We start from the raw sequence: 23,054 nt of genomic DNA on the forward strand, positions 1-23,054 counted from the left end.
ATGGCCACCCGCCCCACCACGTCCCGGGACATCGCCGCCGAACTGGCCTTCCTCAGCCGTGCGTTGAAGGCACCGGCCCTGCTGGACGCTGCCGACCGGCTCGCCGAACGCGCCACCGCCGAGTCCTGGACGCATCAGGAGTACCTGGCCGCCTGCCTGCAGCGCGAGGTCGCCGCCCGAGAGGCCCACGGCGGAGAAGGCCGCATCCGCGCGGCCCGTTTCCCCGCCCGCAAGACCCTGGAGGACTTCGACTTCCATCACCTGCGCGGGCTGAAACGGGAGGCGGTGGCCCATCTGGGCACCCTGGACTTCATCACGGGCAAGGAGAACGTGGTCTTCCTCGGCCCGCCCGGCACCGGCAAGACTCACCTGGCCATCGCGCTGGGCATCCGCGCCTGCCAGGCCGGTCACCGCGTCGCGTTCGCCACCGCCTCTCAGTGGGTCGACCGCCTGGCTGCCGCCCATACCACCGGAAAACTCCAGGACGAGCTCTTGCGCCTCGCGCGCGTCCCCGTTCTGGTGATCGATGAGGTCGGCTACATCCCGTTCGAACCGGAAGCAGCGAACCTGTTCTTCCAGCTGATCTCCGGCCGCTACGAACGCGCGTCCGTAATCGTGACCAGCAACAAGCCCTTCGGACGCTGGGGAGAGGTCTTCGGCGACGACACCGTCGCCGCCGCCATGATCGACCGTCTCGTCCACCACGCCGATGTGCTCTCCTTGAAAGGAGACTCCTACCGGCTGAAAGACCGCGACATCGGCCGCACCCCGAACGCGGCAACCGGCTGAACAACTGCACACGGGGTCAAAAATCACCGACCCCAAAGGGGTCCAGGTTCGAAGACCGCCGACAAGCGGTCCGCTCATCCGATCCTTGTAAGTAGGGGCGCTCGCTCCTTACCCATCGAGTGACCAGCATTACGCCTCGGACACCGCAACAGAGCCTTGACCAACTCCTACCAGTAAGTGTGGGGGTAGCTCTCCGCTCGCCTGACCTACACAGCAAGGTCCTCCCCTCGAACCTCACGGGTGCGTCTCTCCTGCGCGCCTCCCCTGGGTCGAGCCGGGCTCCCTGTCTGCCCGCGCTCCCCACACGTCGCCTCTGCCTCACCGGTTCCGCTCACTGGCCGGTGAGGCGGGGGTGACGCACGCACACTCGTCCGCCCCTCGCGCGTGGGGGCGGAACGGCCCCGAGCCGCCTACTCCCGTAGGCGGCTCGGGGCCTCTTTTCTTCGGCCTCACCCGTGATGACGAGTAACAACAGCCTCTCCCGAGGCAGGAAGGAGACCCTTCGTGTTCCAGATCGAGGGCACCAACTACATGACCGTCCGAGAGACAGCGCGTCGTCTCGGGCTCCACCCCGGCAGCGTCCGCAACTGGCGAGCCGACGGCGTCGAACCGATCGAAAGCGTCAAGCTCGGGGCGTCTGTGCTGTACCGAGCGCGTGACGTCGAGCGCCTCGCCGAGGAGCGTCGCAAGTGAGCCGACGCGACAACGATGGAGTCTGGGCAAGCACGACACAGGCCGCTCGATGGCTCAGCCAGCCCAACACCCTGCTCCGTACCTTCCTCTTCCACTTGAAGGAGACGGGCGAACTGGCAGGCGCACGGGACTACGACGACACCGCGAGTCCGAAGCTGGCGGTCGACCAACAGTTCATCTACGACAACTGGGCCGAGTGGTCGAAAGCCTGGGATCGCTGGTACGCCCCGGAGCGCGATCGCGAGGCTGGCCGATGAGCTACTTCGTCACCCTCGAACAAGGCGCCGTCCATCTGGGTGTGACCCCAAAGGTGCTACTCCGCGCCCTCCGACACCCCGGCACGGACTTCCCGTATCTGACCATCCGGCGCCGCGTCTACATCGATCCCGACGACATGCCGCGCCTCGCCGAGGAGTATGCCTCGGCCCACGAAGAGCAGGGCTGACGGCCCCTCGATGGCCGAAGGGGCTTTCTCACGCCCGCACGCAGCCACGTCGCGCCGCTCGGACGCGGCGGGTCCCGGCGACGCGCTGCGCTTGTTCTCTGCGCCAGCGGTGGCGGTCGAGGAACGCTGTTGCTGCAGTGGCGATGACGGCTCCGACGATGGCGCTTATGAGCGATATCCATTGCATGGGTCGCACGGTAGAGCAGCCAGGGCTGGGTGGCGATGGGGCGTCCATCTCTTCCTATACCGGACTATTTACATCAGCCTGGACAGGCTCTGAGCGCCTCGGCGCCCGAGTACCTCACGCGGGGTCTGACCTTAGGATCGTTCCTGACGAAGAATTGGAGGGCGGCTCCGCTTCTGCCGTCTGGGCGCCACATCGCGTTGCGCGGCGGGATCATCCAGCGGGCCGAACAGCTCAGCGAGGCAGCGTGCACGGCGCTGAGGGAGGACCGCTTCGCGGAGGCGTCGGCCCTCGCGGCCGTCAGCCAGTCCTTCTCCTCCATCGCGGCCACCGGGTCGAGGACGAGCAGATGCGATTCGACCTGAAGAAGGCGGCGCGCGAAGCTCAGATCCGGAGCTTGGAGAACCCCTTCGTCCGCGAGGTGGCGGAGTACCTCCTTCACCATGCCCACCGGCTGGTCACCAACAAGGAGATCAAGAAGGCCCTCAACATGTCGGACACGCACACCAGCGCGGCTCTCAACGGTGCCGCGAGCCGAGGAGTCGCACGCAAGATCGGGCACGGACTGTGGCAAGCAAACTGACGACCACCCCCGGAACCGTGCAGCAGTCAGGGCCTCTGCTGCCTCACGAGTTCGACGACGCCCTGCGCGCAAGGCTTGCCGAGCTCGACGCAAAGGCCGCGAACCACGCCCAGGACCAGCGGCCCGAGAACACCCGCAACGCCTACAAGGCCGACTGGAAGACGTGGGAAGCGTTCTGCCAACAGTTCCAGGTCTCGACCACCGCCGCCACGTCCGGCACGCTGTGCGCGTTCGTCGACTACCTATGGCACCGAGAGAAGCGGGCGTACAGCACCATCGACCGAAAGCTCGCCGGAGTTGCGGTGACGCTGCGCCTGGAGCCGTACCGGGTCATCGTCGACCCCGAAGCGACGAAGGCCGCCCGCAAGCTCCTCAAGGACTACCGGCGCGAGTCCGAGTCGAACGAGGAACCCACCCGCGGCCGAGGGAAGGCGCCCGCGATGCGGATCGTTGACCTCCAGCGCATCGTCTCCCTGTGCGACACGGACGTCTTCGGGCTCCGCAACCGGGCCATGCTGCTCCTAGGGTTCGCCATCGCCGCACGCCGCGCCGAACTCGCCGGCCTGCGGCTGCGGAACATCCGGGACGACGACAACGGGCTCCTCATCGACGTCCGCGTGTCCAAGACCCACCCGCGCACCGTGCCGGTCCCGTTCGCTACGAATCCTGACGTCTGCCCGGTCCGCGCGTGGAAGGCGTGGCAGCAGGAGGCACAGATCACCGAACCGAACCTCCACGCGTTTCGCCGAATCCACCACACCGGCAGCGTCCAATCTCAGGGAATCACCCCGCAGCGCGCCGGCGACCTCATCACCGCTGCCGGGCTCCGTGCCGGATTCGAGGACCTGCTCACCGGGCACTCGGTCCGCTCCGGGATGGCCACAGAGGCGCGGCGTGCTGGCAAGGACCGCAAGGCCATCGCGGCGATCACCGGCCACAAGGACGGATCCAAGGTGCTGGACGGATACATGCGAATCGTTGACCAGTGGGACGAGAACGACAACGCCTTGATCGGGCTGCTGTGAACGGGAAGCAGTACAGCGCCCCGTCCGTCCGGCAGTTGGCTGCGGTGGTCTACGGGATGGCAGGCTCGGTGTCGGAGGGCCGGCTGCGGCAGCTGCGCATGGTGGTCGGGATGTTCGACCGGGCGGTGGGCCGGGACGAGATGCCGGGCCGGGCGTCCCGGACCGCGGCCCAGTTGTTCACGTGAGCTGCGCTGCGCCCGTTCTGGGAGCTCGCGGCGGACGGGCAGTTGCGGCATGCTTCACCTGCGGTCTGGCAGTCGACAAGCTCGTGGCCTGCTCCAACGGGTGTGGGCAGATGCTGTACCCAGGTGCGGATGATGACGGATTCGAGATGTGCAGCGGGTGCCGCGAGATCGTTTACGGTTCTCTGGGGGTGCGGTGAGCATGGTGTGACGTCGTACAGCGCCCCTTCGTTGGGCCTTGTGCGACGGTTCTCAGGGGGTGCGGCTCTGCGGTGGATCGTTGCGATCTACTCGTGGAGGGGTACACGTGCAGGCTTTCCGCGTACGGCTGCCTTCGGGCACCTGTTACTGGACCGTGGTGGACGATGACTTCAGGGTCTTCGGACCTGCGGACAGCTTCCTGAGGGAAGTGCGTCTGGCCATGGGCCGGGCGGAGTCGACGACGAAGGCGTACGCCCACGCCGTCGTTCTGTTTCTTCTGTGGTGCACGAGCACGCGCCGTGACTGGCGGACAGCTGCCCAGGACATGGGGCTCTTCATGCTCTGGCTGCGGTGGACCCCGGGACGGGGCGGCCAGCGGCAAGTTGTCGTGCCCGGCCCAGGCTCGAAGCCGGTACGCGGTGACAGGCGGATCAACAAGGTGCTGACCGGGGTGCGGCTGTTCCTGGTCCACGCCATGAACCGCAAGGAGGCTCCGGCCTGGGTGCTGAACCACCTCTACGAGCTGGGCGACGCACTCGACCTGCCGTTGGCCGCCCAGGGAGAGCCCGGCGGGATGCGCGTCCGGCTCCGCGCCCGGCATCAGCTCCAGGAGCCGGAGACCGACATCGACCGGGCCAGCGACGAGGAAGTCGTCGCCATGCTCCTCGTCTGCCGGTCGGCCCGCGATCGGCTGACCCTGCTGCTGCTCTCCCGCGTCGGCCTCCGCCCGGGCCAGACCGCGGGCCTGCGCCGGAGCGACCCTCACCTGATGACGGACTCACGGGCCCTGGGCTGCGACGTCGAAGGCCCGCACATCCACGTCATCCGTCGGCAGAACGAGAACGATGCCTGGTCGAAGTCGAAGAAGTCGTGGGTCATGCCGGTGGACTTCCTCGTGGTCCAAGCCTTCGATCAGTACGCGGTCGAACGGCACGAGATCCTCGGCGACGACGGCAGTGACTTCCTGCTGGTCAACCTGTTCCGACCGCCCTTCGGGTCTCCGATCACCACCGACGCAATCGGCGAGCTCTGCGAAGCTCTCTCCCGCCGAGCTGGCCTGGACCGGATCGTCACGCCGCGGATGTGTCGGCACGCGATGGCCAGCAACGTCGCCGACGCCGGCGGCAAGCTCGACGAGATCCAGGCCCTGCTCGGCCAGAAACATCCCGAGTCCCCGCGGCCCTACCTTCACCCGAAGGCATCGCGGCTGCGGGAGGCAGTCGAGCGGGTCCCATCGCCCCGCCTGCTCACCTCGACCGGACAGGAGCCGCGATGACCACCGCGATGATGCCGGCCGAGCCGTTCCCGCAGACCGCAGACCGGACCGCGGAGCTGATGGCCGCGGTCGAGCCCGGCTTTCTCCAGCTCATGCAGTGGGACGACGCCGTCCGCGTGCTCACCTTCCCCGTCGATCACCTTCTGCTCGGCGGCCAGAGGTGTCTGGTCATCCGCTGCCATCAGCTCGTGACCAGCAAGACCGCGCAGGGCCTCTGCCGCGGCTGTGCTCGGAGGATGGAACTCAAGGGCGAGACGCTGGAGGAGTTCCTGGCCGAGGTGAAGACGTGGCGGTCCATCGGAGTCACGCCTTGCAGCGTCGAGGACTGCGGCCGGGCCCGGAAGACCTACCGGACAGCCTTGTGTTCTGCCCACGCCTACCAGCAGCAGAAGATGCTCCGCCTGCCGTTGGAGGAGTTCCTGCGGCATCCCGACGTCCGGCCCCTGCCGTCGTTCGGCCCCTGCCTGGCGGCCTCCTGCCCGAGAGACCGGGACGGAGCAACCCACTCCTACTGCAAGGCCCACCAGCAGCGGCGCCTCTATGAGCTGCGGAGGGGAAGCACGCTGGACGAGGAGACGTGGCGGCTGACCACGGCGGCAATCTCCGAGTCGGGAACGGTGAGCCTGCGCGGCCTGCACGACCAGGTGGTCGCTGAAGTCCTCTACGGCATGCAGCAGTGCAACAAGGCCGGCGTCCGCCAGCGGGACTACCTCATGCGACCGCTCTGCGACGTCGCCCGCGCCCGCCAGGTCCGCTCGCTGGCCGAACTGGACCGGGACACCCTGACCGCCAGCTCCGCGCGGTGGGCCGGGAACTTCCTCAAGCACGCCGAGCTGCTCGGGCTCTCACCCGAGACCGAGCGCCACAAGGACATCTGGAAGGGAGTCGTCTTCGGCCTGCCCGGCGGCCACCTCTACTTCGACAAGATCCATCAGCCGTGGCTCCGCCAAGCAGCCAAGGACTGGGCGGCCGAAGATGTCCCCCGTCGCCGGGGCGGCAACAGCACCCGCAGCGTCGTCCAGGAACGGATCAACGCCATCGCCCGCATGTCCGACAGCCTGCGGATCAACCGGGCCGACCACGGCATGGACCTTCACGTCCTGGGCCGCGACGACATCCTCACGCTTCTGACCCGGCTGCTGTTCCTCCAGGAACAAGGAGAGATCAGCGCCAGGAAACGGGGCAAGATCGTCCGCGATCTGCGCCGCGTCCTGAACAGCATGCGGTCCCTGGGCATGACCCGACCGAACCGCACCCTTCACGGGCTCGCCGACGACTTCGTGATCCGCGAGGAGGACATCCCCGACGACCCGGAAGACGAGGAAGCCGGCAAAGACCTGCCACCCGAGGTGATGCGTCAGCTCTGCGAGCACCTGGACGCACTCGGCGCCGGCGACACGCCGGAGGCCCGCACCATCACCGAGCTCCTGATGGACACCGGACGACGACCCGACGAGGCATGCCAGCTGCCCTACGACTGCCTCGACCGGGCCGAGGACGGCACTCCCGTGCTGGTCTATGACAACCGCAAGGCCCTCCGACTCGGCAGACGGCTGCCGATCGCGCAGGCCACGGCCTCACTGATCATTCAGCAGCAGACCCGTGTCCGGACCAGGTTCCCGGACACCCCGGTGAAAGACCTGAGCCTGTTCCCGTCACCGGTGACCAACCCGGACGGATCGAAGCCGATCAGCGTCGGCTGGGTCTCCACCCTTCACCGGAACTGGGTGGACTCCCTGCCCGACCTGCTCGTCCCGATCGTGGTCGAGGAAGACGGCGAACGCGTCACCAGGATGCTGCCGTTCGACAAGGCGAAAATCTTCCTCTACGCCTACCGGCACAGCTATGCCCAGCGGCACGCAGACGCAGGCGTCCAGCCCGACGTCCTCCAGGGCTTGATGGACCATCGCCAACTCAGCACTACTCAGCGTTACTACCGGGTCAGTGAGCAACGCAAGCGCGAGGCCGTCGACCGGGTCTCCGCCTTGCAGTTCGACCGCCACGGCAACCGCATCTGGCGGCAGGCGAAGGAACTACTGGACGACGAGTATGCCCGCCGGGCCGTCGGAGAGGTCCAGGCCCCCTACGGCGTCTGCGTCGAGCCCTCGAACGTCGCGGCCGGCGGACACGCCTGCCCCGTCCGCTTCCGCTGCGTCGGCTGCGATCACTTCCGCACCGACGCCTCTTACCTCCCGGACCTGGAGGCATATCTCGCGGATCTCCTCCGCAACCGAGAACGCCTGGCCGCGTTCACGACGGCCGACGACTGGGCCAAGGCCGAGGCCATGCCCTCCGACCAGGAGATCACCCGTGTCCGCCGCCTCATCCGACGTGTTCGGGAGGACCTCGATGCACTCACGGCCGAGGACCGCGCGCAGATCGAGGAAGCCACCACCATCCTCCCCCGAAGCCGACGCCAGACCGTGTCCCTCGGAATGCCGCGCGTCGGCCCGCCCATGCCCGACTTCCACCCCGGCACGACAGCATGACCAGCATGATCGACGGGCGCCGGGCCGACTCAGCCCGCCGCCGGGAACGCGTCCTCAAGGCGCTCGACACGATGTTGCGGAGCAATGCCGACATCACCGTCTCGGCCCTTGCCAGAGCGGCGCGAGTGGACCGCACCTTCCTCTATCGGCACCGCGACCTGCTCGAACGCGTCCACGCAGCCGCATCTGCCCCTCCTCAGGAGGGGAAAGTCGCCGCTGTCAGCCGGGCGTCGCTCAAGGCCGACCTATCCAACGCGCTCGCGCGCAACACGCGCCTGACGGCGCGTGTCCGGCAGCTGGAGAGCCGCCTGTCCGAGGCCCTTGGTGAGCGCGTCTGGTCCGAATCGGGTCTCGGCGCACCGGCTGACGTCGATCAGCTTCAACAGCGCATCTCCATGCTCGAACAGCACCTCGCCGACAAGCAGCGCGAACTCGACGAACGGACCGAGGAACTCGAAGCCGCACGGGCCGCCAACCGAGAGCTGACCCGAGCCCTGAACCACGGTCCCGCCAGTCCCGCACGCAGGCCCTGAACCGGTCGCGATACTGGTGGGCTCGCATATTCAACTGTCTCCAGTTCTCCGCGTGGCCCAGCTCTCTGGTGACCGTGCGTGGTAGCCGGCGCGGAGTCGCTGACTCAAGGACTTATCACCCGCGCTCGATTCCGGTGGTGTCCTGCAGGACACCACGGCAGCCGTCCATCGTCTGGGTCACTAAGCCTTCTCCCGCTCTGTCCACGGCGAGGTACCAGGTGCCTGGCGTCAGTCCCAGAATCGGTGCGGAACCGCCATCTTCGCTGACCAGTGAACGCGCGGTGGGCACGGCAAACCAGAATGGCTGGAACTCCTGGGCACTCGAATCGCTCGCGACAGCAAAAGGCTGGCCCGGTTGAGGGTACCCAAAGCCCGAAGGCAGGGCGCTGCCCCTCAAGTGTTCCGTCTGCCGGACCAGCAGAAGGTTCATTGCCTCAGCTGCCTTTCTGGTTCTGGCGAGTAGTTCCGTCGGGTCGCACTCCAGGGGGCGGTCGCCAAGTCTCTGCAACAGCACCTTGCGGATTAAAGTGCTGGTCTCGGTGAGCGAGGACCGGGCGCTCGTTGTGGGTTCGCCGTCGACGAGTTCCACCCCGTCTATGGCTGTGAGTCGGTAGAGCGCCGTGGTGAGAACGTCGAGCAGCTCTCGGACTGTCGTGTCGTAGGAGTCGACGTCGACAGGGCGGTCCGATTCGAGGTTCTGAACCACGAGCTCCACGTGGAGAGCCCAAGACCTTGTGGCGACGCGGGCTGCAGCCGTCGCCTCCAGGGCGAGTTGCTTGGTTTGAATCGACTGCGCTCGTGCCGCACTGAATTCGTTTGCCTTGCGCGAGGATCTCTGGATGAGCCCGGCGCTGAGAGCTCCGATCGTCGCGCCGCCCAGCACTCCAACCAGCCCGTAGATCGCCTCAAGGGTCGCCATCCCGGCAGTTTCTACGATCAGTCTTTCCCGCAGCAAGACCGTCACACTGGCGGTTGCTGCCACACAGGGTGGCAGCAACGTACTCCCCTGGGACACGCAGCCCCATGCAATTGGCGGCAGTTGTAGCAGCGGTACAGCGGTTAGCGCTAAGGAATGATCTTCGCTGCCGGGGGCGGCCCGGCCAGAACGGGCGCACGCTGGAGGTGTGGCTGAGGACCGGAACGCCGAGCTTGCCGCTCTCGCCCGCCAGGCCGTGGCAGCCGCGGGCGGCCTGCGGCTGCTGGTCGAGCGGATGGGCGATCTCGGCTGGCGGATGCAGGACTACCGCGACGAGGACCTGCTGAACGTCGCCTCCGCCCTGCGCGGCACCGCGATCCTGATCGCCCTCGACACCGAGGACATGGACCTGCACGAGGAAGTCACCGGGCGCCGGGTGCACGAGGTGCACGATGTCGCCGAGTGGCTCCGAGAGCACGGCGAAGGCGACGGCCGGCCGTTACCCTGCCGACCCGGGCCGGTTGTCCCGGCCGCCGGGGATGACCCGCAGGACGGGGCCGGCGGGGGCGAACTCGCCGAGGTCGAGAGCGGCGTCGCGTCCGCCCGCGCGGGACGCCGGGCCCCGCCCCCACCCCGGGCGGCAGCGGCGCGAGGTCCTGGGACACCCTTCCGTCCCAGCTGTGATTCACGTCACTGCCGGCGGCTCGGTGCAGCACCCGGCCCCGTTCCGCCGTCATGGGGGCAGTGATCGGGACGGGACGAGGAGAGGAGGTCGGCGGGTGAGGTTTCGCAGGAGCGGTCCGGGCAACGGATTCACGGAGTTCGTCGCACAGCGGTCGGGAGCGTTGTTCCGCACCGCGTATGCGCTGACCGGTGACGTGCACGTGGCCGAGGATCTGGTGCAGGAGGCGCTGGAGCGGGCGTGCCGACACTGGCGGAAGGTCGAGGTGGCGGACTCGCCGGAGGCGTACGTGCGCAAAGTGCTGGTCAACCTGGCCAACGACCGCTGGCGGCGGCTGTCGCGCCTGGGCGAGCGCCCCGGGCTGTCGGGGGTGCCCGAGACGGCCGACCCCCGGGACCGGTTCGGGCAGGTGGATCTGCGCGCGGAACTGATCGAGGCACTGCTCGGGCTGCCGATGGGCATGCGCAGCGTGGTGGTCCTGTACTACCTGCACGATCTGGACGCCCAGCAGGTCGCCGGCGTCCTGGACATCTCTTCGAGTGCGGTGAGGTCCCAGCTCGCCCGCGGCCTGGCCAAGCTGCGCGATTCCGTATCGGGCGCCCAGGCGCCGCACACCCCGTCGGCCGCTTTCGGAGGTACGAAGTGAGGAACACGTCGTCCGGACCCGCCCCGTTCGAGCCGGGCCTCGAAGCCGAGCTGCGTGCCGCGGTGGCCTCCTTCGCCGACGGGCCGACGGCGCCGGTCGTCGACGCGGCCGCGATCGAGCGAGTCGTCAGCCGCAGCCGCACCCGCCGGGCGCTCCTCGGCACCGCTGCGGCGTGCTGCGTGCTGGCGTGCGCCACGGTGGGGTTCTTCGCGCTGAAGCCCATGCCGCCCGCGCCCGGCGCCTCCCCGTCCCTGTCCCCACCGGCGAACGGGGCGTGCACCCCGCTCGCCACCGGCACCCCCAAGAGCGGAAGCGCCGATGCGACTCCGACACAGGAGCAGGAGCAGACCGCGGGAGCGGGCATCGCGCTGCCGGACCTGGCCGGCATGCCGGTCGAACAGGCCGGAAGCCTGCTGCGCGGACTCGGACTGAGCTGCACGATCATGCGGCACACGGACTGGAACGCTCCCGCCGGGCAGGTGATCAGCAGTGACCCCCGGGGCGGCGCAGAACCGGTGGCACCGGGCTCGTCCGTCCTCCTGCTGGTCTCGACGGGCAAACCCGGCAGAACCTGAGCGACCGGGCCCTTCGGCCCGCGCACCGGCAGGACGGCGCCCCGTCCTGCCGGGCAGAGGAGCCACCCGGAGCGGGGGAACGGCGGGCCAGAGGGTAGCCGGGCCGCCGCTGGCTCAGTTAGCCGTCACTCGAACCCCTGCGCGGAAGATCCCTTCCGTGATATCGGGCCCCCGAGCGTGATCACCCTCAGCGCCAATCACGGCCGCTGACCTGCCCCGGAGGCTTAGCGCTAACCGCTGTACCGCTGCTACTCACGACCGTGAACTCACCCGATCCAGCGATAGCACCACACCTGTTGCGATGACTACGCTCAACCGCACCGCCGTTGAGCTGCATCAACACGCGTGACCCGCCACCGCAACACGCCGAACCCCCAGAGAAGCGGCGATGAACGGCGAGCATCTGCGCTAGTACTCCAGTCAGATTTCGCGTCCTGAGCTGGCTCTTTTTAGGTAGTGGCATCGTTGGGCGATGGCTTGGTGGCGTCTGCGCCAGTGGGACCATCTCAAGGCATGCTGGCGCTGGTTGAGTTCGGGTCTGGGGTGGGGGCAGAGGCAGACGGCTGCGTAACAGTGACGGGCGGGGGCGGAAACGACCGTTTCCGCCCCCAACGGAATGGATGAATGGCCAGTACGACCTCGCTGCTCGTGGGTAACGTCTCAACACATGCGTGAGCTGATCTATTTGTCCGAGCGCAAACTCACCCAGTTCCGTGAGAACGGAAGCCCCCGCCGCCGCCGATGGAAGCGACGCGTCAGCGAACTAGGCGCTACTGCTCCCCTTGGATTTGGGGAACTGCAGTTCACACTGGCCGATGCCCCGCAGGGCCATCCGAACCTGGAACGAGTGCTTCGGCACCTCGAATCCTTGACCCCGAAGCCTGCTGAGTATTCCGAGGGGGCACCTGATGCTGGCCAGTGGGTCAAGTTCAAGACGCGCATGAACTATCAGCTTGTACGGCCTACAACCGACGATTGGGGCGACAACGGCGAACCCATCGAGCAGCCAGCTGGACCGCCGGCTGTCGTGTTCTGGGAGCCTCACTCGCGGCTGGAACCCTGGTCCGGCTCCAAGCCACGACTCGTGCTTCATGGTTCCCCTGAGCATCTTCTGGGCCTAGCAGCCCCGCCCCCCGAGCCCACGGACCTCTCCGTGTCCCGCAGCTATTCCCCCGGCTTCATGGACCTGCTGTACGGCAACCGGCCCCGCAACGGTGAGGATCCGGGTGGGGCACTCGGCGATCTGCTGCACCAGCTCGATGGACAACGTCTCCCGCTTCATGCTGCTGGTCTTTTCACCGGCTACGCGAGAGTCACGTTCGGGCTGCAGGTGCCATTCTCCGTAGGCGGGCGTTCGGCAACAGTGCGGGCTGTGGTAGCCAGCCCTCTTTACGTTGAACATGCAGCCGCCTGACCTGAGGGTGACGACAGAGATAGAGCTATCGGGGCGTCCTGTTGGGACCCTTTTCCCGGCGCGGGCCGGTGGCACCATCACCGGTCCTCGATCCGTAACGCTTGCCTGCTCTGTCGCGTCTGCACCGCGATGACGAGAGCGTTCTGCTCTGGCTCGTCGACGAAGACCGCCAGAAGGACGAACCTCTGCGCTTATCTCTCGTCACGGTTGGCGATCGTCTGATGCATCCGCATTTCCCTCAGATCGCTGACCAACGCGGCCTGTCTACCGGCCGAAGCCGGAGCGAGCAGCGCACCGCGTGGAGTTACGAGGTGCTGAAGGTGCACCAGTACTGGCGTCACCGGCGCTGACGAGGGCAGCCCGGTTGAACACCTAAGACACCGAGGGCCGGTGGCGGGTGGCTCGTCACAGACGCCGGGTCTGGCAGCGCTCGACCAGGCGTCGGCGCCCTTCGATGGGACCTGATGCTTCGGAGGCCAAAGGAGCCTGGTTCAAAACCCGGTTTTGAACCAGAGGCAGCCTGCTGAGGAGCGACCTCGTGCGCCCTTGACTCGGAACAGGCGTGCCAAAGCCCCGCCCCCTCATATCTGTATGGGAGAGCGGGGCGCTGTGTCCTATGGGCTACTCGTGCTTTGTCATGAGGGTGGAGACCTGCTGAAGGATGGCTGCCAGGGCCAAGCAGTCCTCAGGGCGAAGTTGGCTCGTCATATCAGCAGCTACCTGCTCCACTCCTTGGCTTCGCTGGAAGTAGCGCTGGATGAAGAGGCTCCGCTGACGGTCATCGAGTCGCGTGAAAGCCAGGTCCATGAGGCTGGCTCCGTTGTGCCACGGCACTGGGGGAGATGATGCCCCTCCGGCTGCGAGGTGAGACTGATCGGTTCCTGGACGGGGCTCAGGGACAGGGCTCTGTACCAACTGCCCTTGGTTCTCGCTGGAGACCATGGTCGCAGTGGCATTCTGGGATGCCTCAGCCGGTCCCTGGTTCAAAACCGGGTTTTGAACCAGGCTGAGGGCTGGGCTTGTCCGCGGTCTCCGAGGTTTCCGTTCCTTCGGCTGGGCAGCTTTCTGGATCTCCTCTGCTGCCCTGGCCTTCTGTTCCTCTGGATCTTTGATCTTGGCGATCTGCTCGGCTGTCTTCACCTTGATCTGCTTGGTGTCGACGACGTCCCTCAGCTCCGGCGTCAGGTTGAGCAGTGCCAGGCGGTTGGAGACGTACATCTGAGACTTACCGATGCGTTCGGCGACCTTCTCCTGGGACCCGTGACGATCCACCATCCGCTGAAGGAACTCCGCCTCCTTGTACGGCGGGATGTTCTTGCGGTGGATGTTCTCGATGACGACTGCTTCGTCGACCTTGTCATCTTCCGCGCTACCGAGACGGTCTCGGACCCGGATCTCGAACTTGGTCCACCCAAGCTGCTTGGCCGCGTGGTACCGCCTGTTCCCAAGGATCACGACCCATTCTGCGTCGCCGATGGCATCGGCGTGCTCGGGCTTGGCACGCCGAAACGCATCACTCGACATCGCGACAGCGGGCTGCAGCTGGCCCACTGATCGCATCGAGTCCTTCAGCTCGCGGAACTCCGCGTCCTCGTCGGTGTAGTCGAGCTCAGTGCGCGGGTTGCCGGGGTTGCCGATGACTGTGTGCATGTACACGGTGTTCGGCGGTGTCTCCGGCTTGGCGGGCTGGTCAGCGCTGTCCGTGCTCTTCTTCGCGGCCTTGCCAGGGCCATCGATCAGATCCGCCCAGGGCTTCTTGGCGGCGGCCATCAGCGACGGTCCTTCTTCCCGGCACCGAGCTCCAGGGCGAGCTGGTAGAAGTCCTCGCGTGCTTCCATTGCGACGCGGTTCTTCTTGTACTGCGTGACGACGGTGCCTTCGAGGGCTGCTCGGGTGTGGACCTTGTAGTGCCGGATGACCGTGTTCGCCAGCTTCCATCCCTGGGCCTTGACGAAGTCTTTCGTCTGCTCAAGGTCAGCATCCCCGTCACGAGGGTCCCAGTTGTTGATGACGACCAGGTAGGGAATGCCGAGCGGCTTGACGACCTCTTCAATCGTGTCCCGAGTAGGCATAAAGCCGAGAGGCTCGGGCTCGACGGGGATGATGATGTCGTCGGCGTTGGACAGAACGGCGCGCATCGCGTCGGCTGCGGTGCTTTTACCGAACGGGTCGCCGGCTTCTTCCTTCTCGTCCTCGGGGAGGTCCATCCAGCCGGGGGTATCAATAAAGGCGTGCCTGACCTTGCGCGACTTCTTCAGATGCGAGAACAGCTCGAGGTCGTCCCTGGAGTTGATCTGCTGGAAGGAGAAGGGCAGATCCTCGCCGACTCGCTCTGACCACCAAGTGGTGGAGCCCTGGGGGTCGGCGGAGACCGCGGCGACGTAGTGGGGGTCGCCTTCGGGGGCTTGACCCAGCACATGGGCGGTGATGGCCGCTGTGTTCACGGTGATAGTCGACTTTCCGACTCCACCTTTGCGGTTGATGAGCGCGGTAATCCGTGCCATGGGTGGTACTCCTGATGCTCCGTGTGCTTCCCGGCCCGGGTGGGTCGGTACTAGCGGACCAAAACAGGATGCCACGCGGGCATCCACCAGCGGCGCCCGGCTTGCCGGTTCCAAAACCGGGTTTTGAAACCGGCAGGCCGCCTCCCTGAAAGAGCAACTCGCCCAGATACCCAGGTCAACGGGCGTTCTGTGACGGGAAGGTGGATACGGGGAGGCATGGAGCAGGGGATGGGGCCGCCGGGCATGAGGCTCGGCTTGCCCCCGGAACGGAAGAAGGCCCGGCTCCCGCCGCAGATGATCGCGGGGGAGTCGGGCCTTCGGCCGTCAGGCCGCCCAGGCCGCGGGCGCGCCCTCTCACCGGGGTTGGGGCCAGCGCCAGGTTCGGTGGCGCGGCCCAGACCATCACCAGGTTGCATCCCACTCGCCCCACAGCCATGGTGCGAGTGCGGGTGCGAGTGCCGTAAGAAGACGCCGTGGGTGTGAGTGCAAGCCGCTGCGCCGGCTACGACCACTTCCGCACCGCCCCGTCCATCCTTCTGAAAGTCACTGACGGAGCAGGTCCAATCCACGCCTTTCAGGCGGTCCTGTCGCTGGCCGTGGCTTTTAGCGGCGGGCTGCCCCATGGAGGTGCCGGCGCAGCTGTGCGCGCAGTTGCGGCAGAGGGGCGCTCGCGCCGAGCCGCCGCAGGAAGTCGGCGGCGTCCCAGGTGATCAGGCCGCCCTGGCGGGAGAGGTACAGGCCCACTTGGTCGATGCCGAACTGGTTGTCGTAGTCGAGCAGGAGGTATCCGGCGAGCTGGTAGATCTCCTCGCGGCCGGGGCGGCGGGGGTCCTTGGTGGCTTTGCAGTCCAGCAGGAGGCCGCCGAGGATGTAGTCGGCGTCGGCGCCGCCGATGTCGCCGCTGCCGGGGAAGACCGGACCGCACACGCGGGCCCTTTGCGGTAGGGCCCGGAAAGCGGCGAACAGGCTGTCGGCGAGCCGCATCTGATGGTCGATGTCGGTCACGACGTACTCGGGGACCACTGCGGTGAGGTCGTCCAGGGTCGTGGCGGAGGTGGCAGAGCTGAGCATGCTGAAGCGGCGGATTTCACCGGTGCGGGCGATGTCCTCGAAGAAGCCGGCAACGAAGCACAGCCGGATGAGCGCGTTCTCGTCCAGGCTGCCGGGGTCGGCGAGGTAGGCGTCAACGGTGGCCAGCAGCTCCCGGCCCGCGGTGTGCAAGGCATTGCGGGCCCCATGAGCCGGTGCGCTGCGCAGCGGTCCGGTCTCGTCAAGGAGCATGACACCGGCGACAGCAGCCAGTCCGAGCTGCCCTCCGAGGCTGAGGCGGAGGCGGTAGTCGATGGCGTGCCCGAGGGCCGACCAGTTCGGGTACTGCACGTCGATCGGCTGCACCGGGTGCGGGAGGCCGACGGTACGTGCCTGATAGTCGCCCACCAGGTTCTGGCTGTAGGGCAGGTGGGCGGCCATGAACTGCGAGATCGGTGAGGAGTCGTACTTCAGCTGTCCGGTCAAGCTCAGCTCGATCATCGGTCGCCCGGCCACCGTGCCGTCCCGGCCGGCGTCGGCCGTGGTCTTTTCGTACTCGTCGATCCAGGTGATGCCCTCGGTGTCCAGCAGATGGCGGGCGCGGGTGACCGCGACGTAGATCAGGCGGGCTTCGCTGGCATTCAGCGCGCGCTGTAGGCCCAGGTCGTCGACTGACGGGGCCATGAAGCCCTTGCCGATGCGTACCGACGGCCACTCCCGCCCCTTGGCCTTGTGCGCGGTGGAGACGGTGACCTGCGCCTTCTCCTCCGGGGAGAGGCGGTCCACTGCGGCGATGATCTGGTCGGGGCCGTAGGTATCGACCAGTTGCACGATCGCTTTGAGGTCCTGGCCGGCCTTGTCCTGCTCGGCGTATTCCTGTACTTCGCCCCAGGAGGAGAACAAGAACAGCTCGGGGTGGCTGGTGCGCTGGCCCGCTTTGAGCTCGAGTGCGGCCTTGGCGATGCGCTGCAGCGCGCTGCCTCCGCCGGTCAGCGCTACCGGGATGCCGAGCTCCAGGTAGGACAGGACTTCGCTCATCGCGTCCACGTTGCCCCGGCACAGCACCGCCTCGGGCTGCGCCACCTCGCCCGAGATCGGTGGCACCGTCAAGCTCCTCACGGGCATGCACGGGCAGGAGCACGGCGCTCCATCCCTGGTCGAGGCCCCTGGTGACCAGCGTCATCAGGCACAGGCCCAGCAGCAGCGGCGTCGCCGCCACGAAGCGATAGCCTTCCCCGAGTTCACGACGGTAGGCCCGCAGCGACGTCGGCTCGGCCCGTCGTTTGGCCTGCGCCTCGGGCAGGCCGCGCACTCCGAACGCGAACAGTGGCGCGGCCACGGCGAAGGTTGCGGCATCCAGCAACAGGACGTTCTCGGCTCCGAGTACGGCGATCAGCACACCTCCGAGAGCGGATGCCATCAGTGCCGCACAGCGTGCCGCTCCGTCGTACAGCCCGGCAGCCCTGGTCAGCGGCATTCCGGCGCGTTCGGCGAGCGTGGGCAACAGCACGCCGCGAGCGGTTGCACCCGGCGCACGGATCAGCCCTGTCAGCGCCATCAGCACGCACAGCATCCAGAACTGCAGGATGCCGGCGAACTGCAGCAGCGGGATCGTCGCGACGGCGACTCCGCAGGCGAGATCCGAGGCGACACTCACCCGCCGTCGCCCCATCCGGTCGATGACCGGACCGGTGACGAGCGCGGCGAGCACTGCGGGCAGCAGTGTGCAGAACGCGACGATCCCCGCCCTGGCGGCGCTGCCCGTGCTTTGCAGCACGAACCACGGCACGCCCATGTATGTGAGGCAATTCCCTGCGATCGAAACGAGGTTGGCGGCAAGAACCGTTGCCAGAGGACGGCGATCAACCGTCCCGGAGTTTTCGGACACTACGGTGGTCTCCCATAGGGGAAGCGCCCACCGTGAACGAAGTAGGTCAGCCGGTGGGCGAAGCGAAGTGGTCAGCGTCTGGCGCGCATGGCGAGGCGCACCGCGGTGCGGTGTTCACAAGCAGCGCCTCCAACACTTCGCCGGGATGACCACCCGGCACCTCCACACATTGTGACGTCGGGTACCGGCCCTCCGCAACGACGATCCGCCGCAATGAGCGAGCTCGCACAGGGAATTGAAGCCTCCAAACAGGTCGGAAAGCTGGAGAGAGTAGCGGCCGAGCATGTTGGTGGGGTGCCGTACGACTGGCGAGAGACGAGCCACGTCCTCGTAGCGTTCGTAGAGCTGCCCCGATCGGTCCTCCCCCGGCCCCGTCACGTCAGCGACGACTAGTATTCGGACCAGTTCTCGCCGGCGAGCGTGGCCCAGCGTTCGGCAGTCTTGGGGTGGATGCCGAGCAGGTCGGCGATGACCATGGGCGGCAGGGTCGGCCAGGGCGTCCATCATGGCGGTGTTCCGAGCTGCACGGGCGGGCAGACCGTGGTGTCTCAGGGTGTCGGCGAGGCCGAGGGGGTTACGCGGGCGTCCAGGGCTTTGTCCGGGCAAGAGGTATCTTCGTTCAGCCGTGGTGTTATGCCGGGGCGTGCTGTGGCGGAGCTGATCGTCGATCAGCGAGCGAGCAACGGCACGATGTCACTTGTCCTCTACCGCGCCGATGCCGACTTACGGCGTCCCGGCCGAGCGGGGCTACGCGGCGAAGCCTATGTTGGTGACGTACTCGTACTGGCCCCACTGGGAACCGAGGTCGGGCAGGACGTCGGTGGTCCACTGCTCGTCAAGGCGCTGGACATCGCCCGCGGCCCAGGCCTCGACGATCCGGTCCCAGCGGCGGACGTTCATCGTCCGGTACTCCACCACCCGCTGCAGGGGCCTGGCCACCTGCGACTGGTTCAGCGGGTGGATCTCCACCCTGGTCCCGCGTCCTTCATGGTTCAGGCGGGCCAGGAGATGCCGGGCCACATTGCGGCGGCGCACCGTCCGATAGGCGGCGTCGATGCGTTCGAGGTTGGCCTTCGACGGCCGGCGTGTGCCCTCCAGCCAGGCCTGCAGTGTCCGGTCGGTCACCGTCAGGCCGGCGTCCTTGGCCGCGGCGAGGCTGTGGTCGGTCTTCGTCAGGTAGTGCAGGCGGGCCAGCAGGCCGCGCTTCGCGGTGACCGGGGTGACGATGCCGCCCGCGAGGTCGTCGAGCTGCTGGATGACGGCGTCGCTCCCCTTGATGCCCCGGGCGCCGAACTTCCCGAAGTCGAGGGTCCTCTCCGGCACTTCACTCCCCCTCCGAACTCGCGGACGCTGCCTTCCCGATTCTCACCGTATCCGGCTGTCCTCCTGGTCGACTGCGCCGTCGTTCCACTGTCCGACGAAATCGGGCTCCTCGCCAGGCCGAGAATGGCGGGACGGCGCTTCCGACGGTGCGCCCGGTATCGCCAGGGTTCAGGTGTTGGGGGCTGCTATTGCTGCGGCGGGGCCGCGTTGGGAGCGGGGGGTTTTGTCGCCGACGCGCTTGGGTTCGATGGTGCGGGGATCGACGGCTTCGCCCGGGGCGCCTTCGTGGTAGGGCCCGTCGGGGCTGGCGTCGCGGTCGTGCGGGAGGAGGAAGAAGACGCGGCGGAGCTGGAGGCCGCTGTCGGGGTCGGCTTCGGCGTGGGCGTCGAGTTCGGTGTAGCCGACCATGCGTCCGTCGCGTTCGTAGCGGGGCTTGCCGCGACGGCGGGCGGTCTTGTCGAGCGCCTGGCGTACGTAGTCGAGGTCGTCGGGGTTCTCCAGCCACACCACGGCGCTCTCGTGGCGGAGGTCGCTCTCGGTCAGCAGCGAGCTCATGGTTGCAGCCCCTTTTCGTTGTCGGTGGCCGGTTGCGGGCCTGGGTGGATGCGGTGAGCACGATCCCTGGTGGGGGCACCGTGCTCATGGTAGGCCGGGTTGGCGGAGGTGTGTCGGGCGCTCTGGTCAGGCATGGCCGGCCCGGGGTTCGTCGTCGGTGAGAAGGCCGAGGCCGGGGTAGTACTTCTTGCCGCTGGACTTCATCATGTCGGCGGGTGAGGCGAGGGAGAGTTCCTGGCGCACGCGGGTGGCGAAGGCGCGGGCGGTGGCGGGGCGGATGCCTTCACCGGCGTTGCACCAGCTGCTGTAGGTGGCATACAGCAGGCCCTGCTCGACGCGGAGGTCGCCGCTGTCGGTGGTGCAGCACTCGGTGAGGAAGCGGCCGATGTGGTCTTCGGTGGTGGCGTAGGCCGCGGTGGCGATGCGGACGGTTGCGGGGCCGGCGAGAGGGTCGCGGGTGTCGAGGTAGCGCTGGGCGCCTTCGATGAGCCACTGGAGAATGCCGGGGCCTTCGCTCTGGACTAGTTCCTTGGCCAGGTTGTCGATCTTGCGAGCGGCGGGGACGACGCGTTCGAAGGGGATGAGGCGGATGCGGCGCCAGAAGGCGTGGCCGCCGGTACCGACTTCGGGTCGGTGGTTGCCGAGCAGCCAGAGTTTGTGGGTGGGGTTGAAGCTGAAGTAGTCCTGGCGCATGCGGCGGGCCATGATGCGGTCGCCGCCGGTCAGGAGCTTGACCCGGGATTCGTCGAACTTGTCGTTTGGTCTCAGTTCGGAGCAGACGACGATGCGTCGGCCGTGGAGTTCGGTGAGTTCGGTGGAGTGCTCGGAGAACTTGCCCTTCTCCATGAGGAAGCCTGGCGGGGCGGCCTGGGCGTAGTCGCCGAGGATCTGTGTCATGACGTCGAGGAGCACGGACTTGCCGTTGGCGCCGGTGCCGTAGAGGAAGGGCAGAACCTGGGCGCCGACGTCGCCGGTGACGGAGTAGCCGAGGAGCAGGTGGAGGAAGTGGATGGTCTCCTCGCCCTTGGCGTCGTCGCCGAAGGTGTCGTGGAGGAAGCGGTGCCAGCGGGGGGTGGGCATCGTCTCGGGGGCGACGCTGGTGGCCCGGGAGTGCATGTCGGCTTCGGGGTCGGGCTTGTGGAGGTGGCCGGTGTGGAGGTCGACGACGCCGGCCGGGGTGCACAGGGCGTAGGGGTCGCCGTCCAGGACGTCGGGGTCCAGAGCGAGTGCCGGGGAGGCTTTGGCCTGAGTGAGCATGGCCTTGATTCCCGGGGTCGACATGGAGCGCCGGCGGTGGGAGGCCAGGTCGCGGTCGGTGAACTGGCCGGTCGGGTCGGTGTCGGGCATCTGTTCGGCCAGATCACCTGCCGCCCATACGGCGGCCTTCTCGCCTCCGGTGCGCTTCCAGCGGTACTGGTCCCAGTGGTACCAGCCAAGGCCTTCGACGTGGCGGAACTGGTCGCCGAACATCACCGCGAACAGTTTGGCGTTGCCGCGGTCGGTGAGCAGTCCGGGGAGCTGGCCCGGCTGGGTTGGTGGCTCGTGGACGACCGCGATGGCGGCTCTCTGCTGGGCAGGCAGGCTGGGCTGCTCCGCCTGGGCTTCGAGATCGAGCATCTGCTGCGCGGCGGCAGTGGCGTCGAAGCGCGGGCTGTCGGCGCTGCTCATGGGCGTCCTTTGAGATGGAGCGGCCGGCTTGCGCCGGCGGTCAGGGCAGAGGTGATGACGGCGAGGCTGTGGCGGCTGCGATGGGGCCGGGCGGCGTCGGCGGCCGCGGTGAGCAGGTCGCGTGCCTGGCTGTCGGTGAGGTGGCCGGAGGCGATCAGGCCGCCGGCGGTGTAGGCGGCTCGGTTGAGTTTCTCGGTGAAGGCGGTGCCTTCTGGGACTGCTGCGCAGTCTTTCACCTGGTCGATCAGCGGTTCCAGGAGCCGGTGGGCGCGCTTGCGGGCTGGGCGCAGGGAGTCGGTACGTGGTGGCGGAAGCCGGGTGGGTTGCTGGTTGACCGGGTGGCCTGTGCGCTGGAGTTCGGTGGCGAGCCAGTCGGGCAGGACGGCGGGGGTTCGGGCTGTACCGACCGGGGTGTAGGTGCCGGCGGAAGTGCGGGTCGTGGGGGTCACGATGTAGCCGCCGGTGGATCGGACATCGACTTGCCAGGCGAGGGCGGTCTTCGGGCTGGAGCCCACCGAGGAGCGGTAGCGGGGGCCTTCAGGGGGTGTCTGGTACCAGATGTGCAGTCCCCCTGAGGGTGTTCGCACGCGCAGGGTGAAGTCGTCGTCGGCCGGGTTTTGCTGTTTACGGAGGGCGGCCAGCAGGGCGAGGGTGTCGAATCCGGAGGCTAGGCCTGCCAGGTTGACGCTTTCGTGGATCGGGATGCCGGGCAGGAGCCGGTTCCGGTCGGGGACTTCGGCGCTGTGAGCATCGATGTCGAGGACGACGAGGTCTGCCGGACCGCAGGAGACTCCGACTCCGAGCGTGGGGTGGCTGCCCCACCAGGCGTCGAGGAGCGCGGGGTTCGTGGTCGCTGCGTGGAAGCCGTGGCACCACCGGCCCGCGGGATGGCAGAGGCAGTCCTGAGGGCTGTGGGGTTCGTTTCGGCAAGCCGGGCAGTTGGCGGCTGGAGTCTTGCGGCCCGGGGCCAGCGGGTGGACGGGCCAGCCGTTCCCGGCGCACCAGCGGGCGACGTCGTAGGGACTGGCGGTTCCTGCGGGGCGGGGAACGCTGGTCTCACGTTGACGCGGCACGCTGATCGTCCTTGCAGAGGGGCCAATAGCCTGTTCAGTCTCTTTCAGTCCCTACGACATAAGGCCAGGTCACAGCGTTGCTAGCGTCTGAAAAGGGACTGAAGGGACCGAGTTTTCCAATGAGGTCAGAGCCTACAACAGCTGCTTGGGCCGGGGGGGTGGCTGTTCTCCGGTTTTAGGTCCCTTCAGTCCCTTCACGGCCTGGGGAGTTGGGCGGTTGCTCCTTGGACAAGCAGCTGATCGGGTCGGTCGACCGGGCGTGTCGGTCCTGACGGAGGCGCGAGGGACTGAAGGACAGGGCCTGGTTGGCTCCCTGTTCAGTCCCTCATGGAAAAGTGCAGGTCACAGGGCCTTTAACGCCGGAGTGAGGGACTGAAGGGA

23 protein-coding genes and 1 pseudogene are annotated in these 23,054 nt (G+C 67.5%); 15 read left to right on the forward strand and 9 right to left on the reverse strand.

Annotated features, from left to right (window positions below):
• The 10 genes from istB (at position 1) to OG842_RS44365 (ending at position 8,400) form a co-directional block, all read left to right on the forward strand.
• Positions 1 to 789 (forward strand): IS21-like element helper ATPase IstB, encoded by a 789-nt coding sequence (istB, locus tag OG842_RS44320; RefSeq protein WP_266738335.1) that lies wholly within the window; start codon positions 1 to 3, stop codon positions 787 to 789.
• A gap of 504 nt (positions 790 to 1,293) precedes the next feature.
• Entirely contained in the window at positions 1,294 to 1,482 is a 189-nt protein-coding gene (locus tag OG842_RS44325; protein WP_266738334.1) for a helix-turn-helix domain-containing protein, read from the forward strand.
• Positions 1,479 to 1,739 (forward strand): hypothetical protein, encoded by a 261-nt coding sequence (locus OG842_RS44330; protein ID WP_266738333.1) that lies wholly within the window; start codon positions 1,479 to 1,481, stop codon positions 1,737 to 1,739. The genes OG842_RS44325 and OG842_RS44330 overlap by 4 nt, the downstream gene beginning before the upstream one ends.
• Complete coding sequence (locus OG842_RS44335; RefSeq protein WP_266738332.1) at positions 1,736 to 1,927, forward strand: hypothetical protein; 192 nt, start codon at positions 1,736 to 1,738, stop codon at positions 1,925 to 1,927. The genes OG842_RS44330 and OG842_RS44335 overlap by 4 nt, the downstream gene beginning before the upstream one ends.
• Before the next feature lie 533 nt (positions 1,928 to 2,460).
• Positions 2,461 to 2,694, forward strand: coding sequence for a hypothetical protein (locus tag OG842_RS44340; protein WP_266738331.1), 234 nt, complete (start codon positions 2,461 to 2,463; stop codon positions 2,692 to 2,694).
• Positions 2,695 to 2,711: 17 nt separating this feature from the next.
• The gene (locus OG842_RS44345; RefSeq protein ID WP_266738330.1) at positions 2,712 to 3,719 is read left to right on the forward strand and encodes a tyrosine-type recombinase/integrase; all 1,008 of its coding nucleotides are present in this window, start codon (positions 2,712 to 2,714) and stop codon (positions 3,717 to 3,719) included.
• The gene (locus OG842_RS44350; RefSeq protein ID WP_266738329.1) at positions 3,716 to 3,904 is read left to right on the forward strand and encodes a hypothetical protein; all 189 of its coding nucleotides are present in this window, start codon (positions 3,716 to 3,718) and stop codon (positions 3,902 to 3,904) included. Before OG842_RS44345 ends, OG842_RS44350 begins: the two co-directional genes overlap by 4 nt.
• 304 nt (positions 3,905 to 4,208) lie before the next feature.
• Positions 4,209 to 5,378 (forward strand): tyrosine-type recombinase/integrase, encoded by a 1,170-nt coding sequence (locus OG842_RS44355; RefSeq protein ID WP_266738328.1) that lies wholly within the window; start codon positions 4,209 to 4,211, stop codon positions 5,376 to 5,378.
• Positions 5,375 to 7,867, forward strand: coding sequence for a tyrosine-type recombinase/integrase (locus OG842_RS44360; protein ID WP_328512785.1), 2,493 nt, complete (start codon positions 5,375 to 5,377; stop codon positions 7,865 to 7,867). The genes OG842_RS44355 and OG842_RS44360 overlap by 4 nt, the downstream gene beginning before the upstream one ends.
• Positions 7,864 to 8,400 carry a DUF6262 family protein gene (locus OG842_RS44365; RefSeq protein ID WP_328512786.1) on the forward strand — a complete coding sequence of 179 codons (537 nt, stop codon included), beginning with the start codon at positions 7,864 to 7,866 and terminating at the stop codon, positions 8,398 to 8,400. The genes OG842_RS44360 and OG842_RS44365 overlap by 4 nt, the downstream gene beginning before the upstream one ends.
• Before the next feature lie 115 nt (positions 8,401 to 8,515).
• Here the strand turns inward: OG842_RS44365 and OG842_RS44370 are convergent, their stop codons facing one another.
• Positions 8,516 to 9,382 (reverse strand): hypothetical protein, encoded by an 867-nt coding sequence (locus tag OG842_RS44370; RefSeq protein WP_266738325.1) that lies wholly within the window; start codon positions 9,380 to 9,382, stop codon positions 8,516 to 8,518.
• A 142-nt stretch (positions 9,383 to 9,524) separates the two neighbouring features.
• On the opposite strand from OG842_RS44370, the gene OG842_RS44375 reads away from it, so the two are divergent.
• From OG842_RS44375 to OG842_RS44395, 5 genes are all read left to right on the forward strand, one after another.
• Positions 9,525 to 10,064, forward strand: a complete 540-nt coding sequence (locus OG842_RS44375) for a hypothetical protein (RefSeq protein ID WP_266738324.1) — start codon at positions 9,525 to 9,527, stop codon at positions 10,062 to 10,064.
• Positions 10,065 to 10,161: 97 nt separating this feature from the next.
• A complete protein-coding gene (locus OG842_RS44380; protein WP_443064106.1) occupies positions 10,162 to 10,644 on the forward strand; it encodes a SigE family RNA polymerase sigma factor in 483 nt (160 codons plus the stop codon).
• Complete coding sequence (locus OG842_RS44385; protein WP_266738321.1) at positions 10,641 to 11,219, forward strand: PASTA domain-containing protein; 579 nt, start codon at positions 10,641 to 10,643, stop codon at positions 11,217 to 11,219. Before OG842_RS44380 ends, OG842_RS44385 begins: the two co-directional genes overlap by 4 nt.
• A gap of 667 nt (positions 11,220 to 11,886) precedes the next feature.
• Complete coding sequence (locus OG842_RS44390) at positions 11,887 to 12,633, forward strand: SAVMC3_10250 family protein (RefSeq protein ID WP_266738320.1); 747 nt, start codon at positions 11,887 to 11,889, stop codon at positions 12,631 to 12,633.
• A 101-nt stretch (positions 12,634 to 12,734) separates the two neighbouring features.
• On the forward strand, positions 12,735 to 12,983 hold the full coding sequence (locus OG842_RS44395; RefSeq protein ID WP_266738319.1) for a hypothetical protein: 249 nt from the start codon (positions 12,735 to 12,737) through the stop codon (positions 12,981 to 12,983).
• 271 nt (positions 12,984 to 13,254) lie between these two features.
• On the opposite strand, the gene OG842_RS44400 is transcribed toward OG842_RS44395, so the two are convergent.
• From OG842_RS44400 to OG842_RS44435, 8 genes and pseudogenes are all read right to left on the reverse strand, one after another.
• The gene (locus OG842_RS44400; protein WP_266738318.1) at positions 13,255 to 14,403 is read right to left on the reverse strand and encodes a ParB/RepB/Spo0J family partition protein; all 1,149 of its coding nucleotides are present in this window, start codon (positions 14,401 to 14,403) and stop codon (positions 13,255 to 13,257) included.
• Positions 14,403 to 15,137: a ParA family protein gene (locus OG842_RS44405; RefSeq protein ID WP_266738316.1), complete on the reverse strand. Its 735-nt coding sequence runs from the start codon at positions 15,135 to 15,137 to the stop codon at positions 14,403 to 14,405. Before OG842_RS44405 ends, OG842_RS44400 begins: the two co-directional genes overlap by 1 nt.
• Before the next feature lie 603 nt (positions 15,138 to 15,740).
• A complete protein-coding gene (locus OG842_RS44410; RefSeq protein WP_401878987.1) occupies positions 15,741 to 17,270 on the reverse strand; it encodes an ATP-binding domain-containing protein in 1,530 nt (509 codons plus the stop codon).
• Between the two features lie 55 nt (positions 17,271 to 17,325).
• Positions 17,326 to 17,961 (reverse strand): annotated as a pseudogene (locus tag OG842_RS44415) (MFS transporter); the annotation flags it as partial.
• Positions 17,962 to 18,801: 840 nt separating this feature from the next.
• Complete coding sequence (locus OG842_RS44420; protein ID WP_266738315.1) at positions 18,802 to 19,377, reverse strand: transcriptional regulator; 576 nt, start codon at positions 19,375 to 19,377, stop codon at positions 18,802 to 18,804.
• Positions 19,378 to 19,545: 168 nt separating this feature from the next.
• Positions 19,546 to 19,932, reverse strand: coding sequence for a DUF6009 family protein (locus tag OG842_RS44425; protein ID WP_266738313.1), 387 nt, complete (start codon positions 19,930 to 19,932; stop codon positions 19,546 to 19,548).
• A 126-nt stretch (positions 19,933 to 20,058) separates the two neighbouring features.
• Positions 20,059 to 21,600: a DNA primase family protein gene (locus OG842_RS44430; protein WP_266738312.1), complete on the reverse strand. Its 1,542-nt coding sequence runs from the start codon at positions 21,598 to 21,600 to the stop codon at positions 20,059 to 20,061.
• Positions 21,597 to 22,673 carry a bifunctional DNA primase/polymerase gene (locus OG842_RS44435; protein ID WP_266738310.1) on the reverse strand — a complete coding sequence of 359 codons (1,077 nt, stop codon included), beginning with the start codon at positions 22,671 to 22,673 and terminating at the stop codon, positions 21,597 to 21,599. Before OG842_RS44435 ends, OG842_RS44430 begins: the two co-directional genes overlap by 4 nt.
• Positions 22,674 to 23,054 lie beyond the last annotated feature (381 nt).

This window comes from Streptomyces sp. NBC_00376, from assembly GCF_036077095.1.
Taxonomy (GTDB): Bacteria; Actinomycetota; Actinomycetes; order Streptomycetales; family Streptomycetaceae; genus Streptomyces.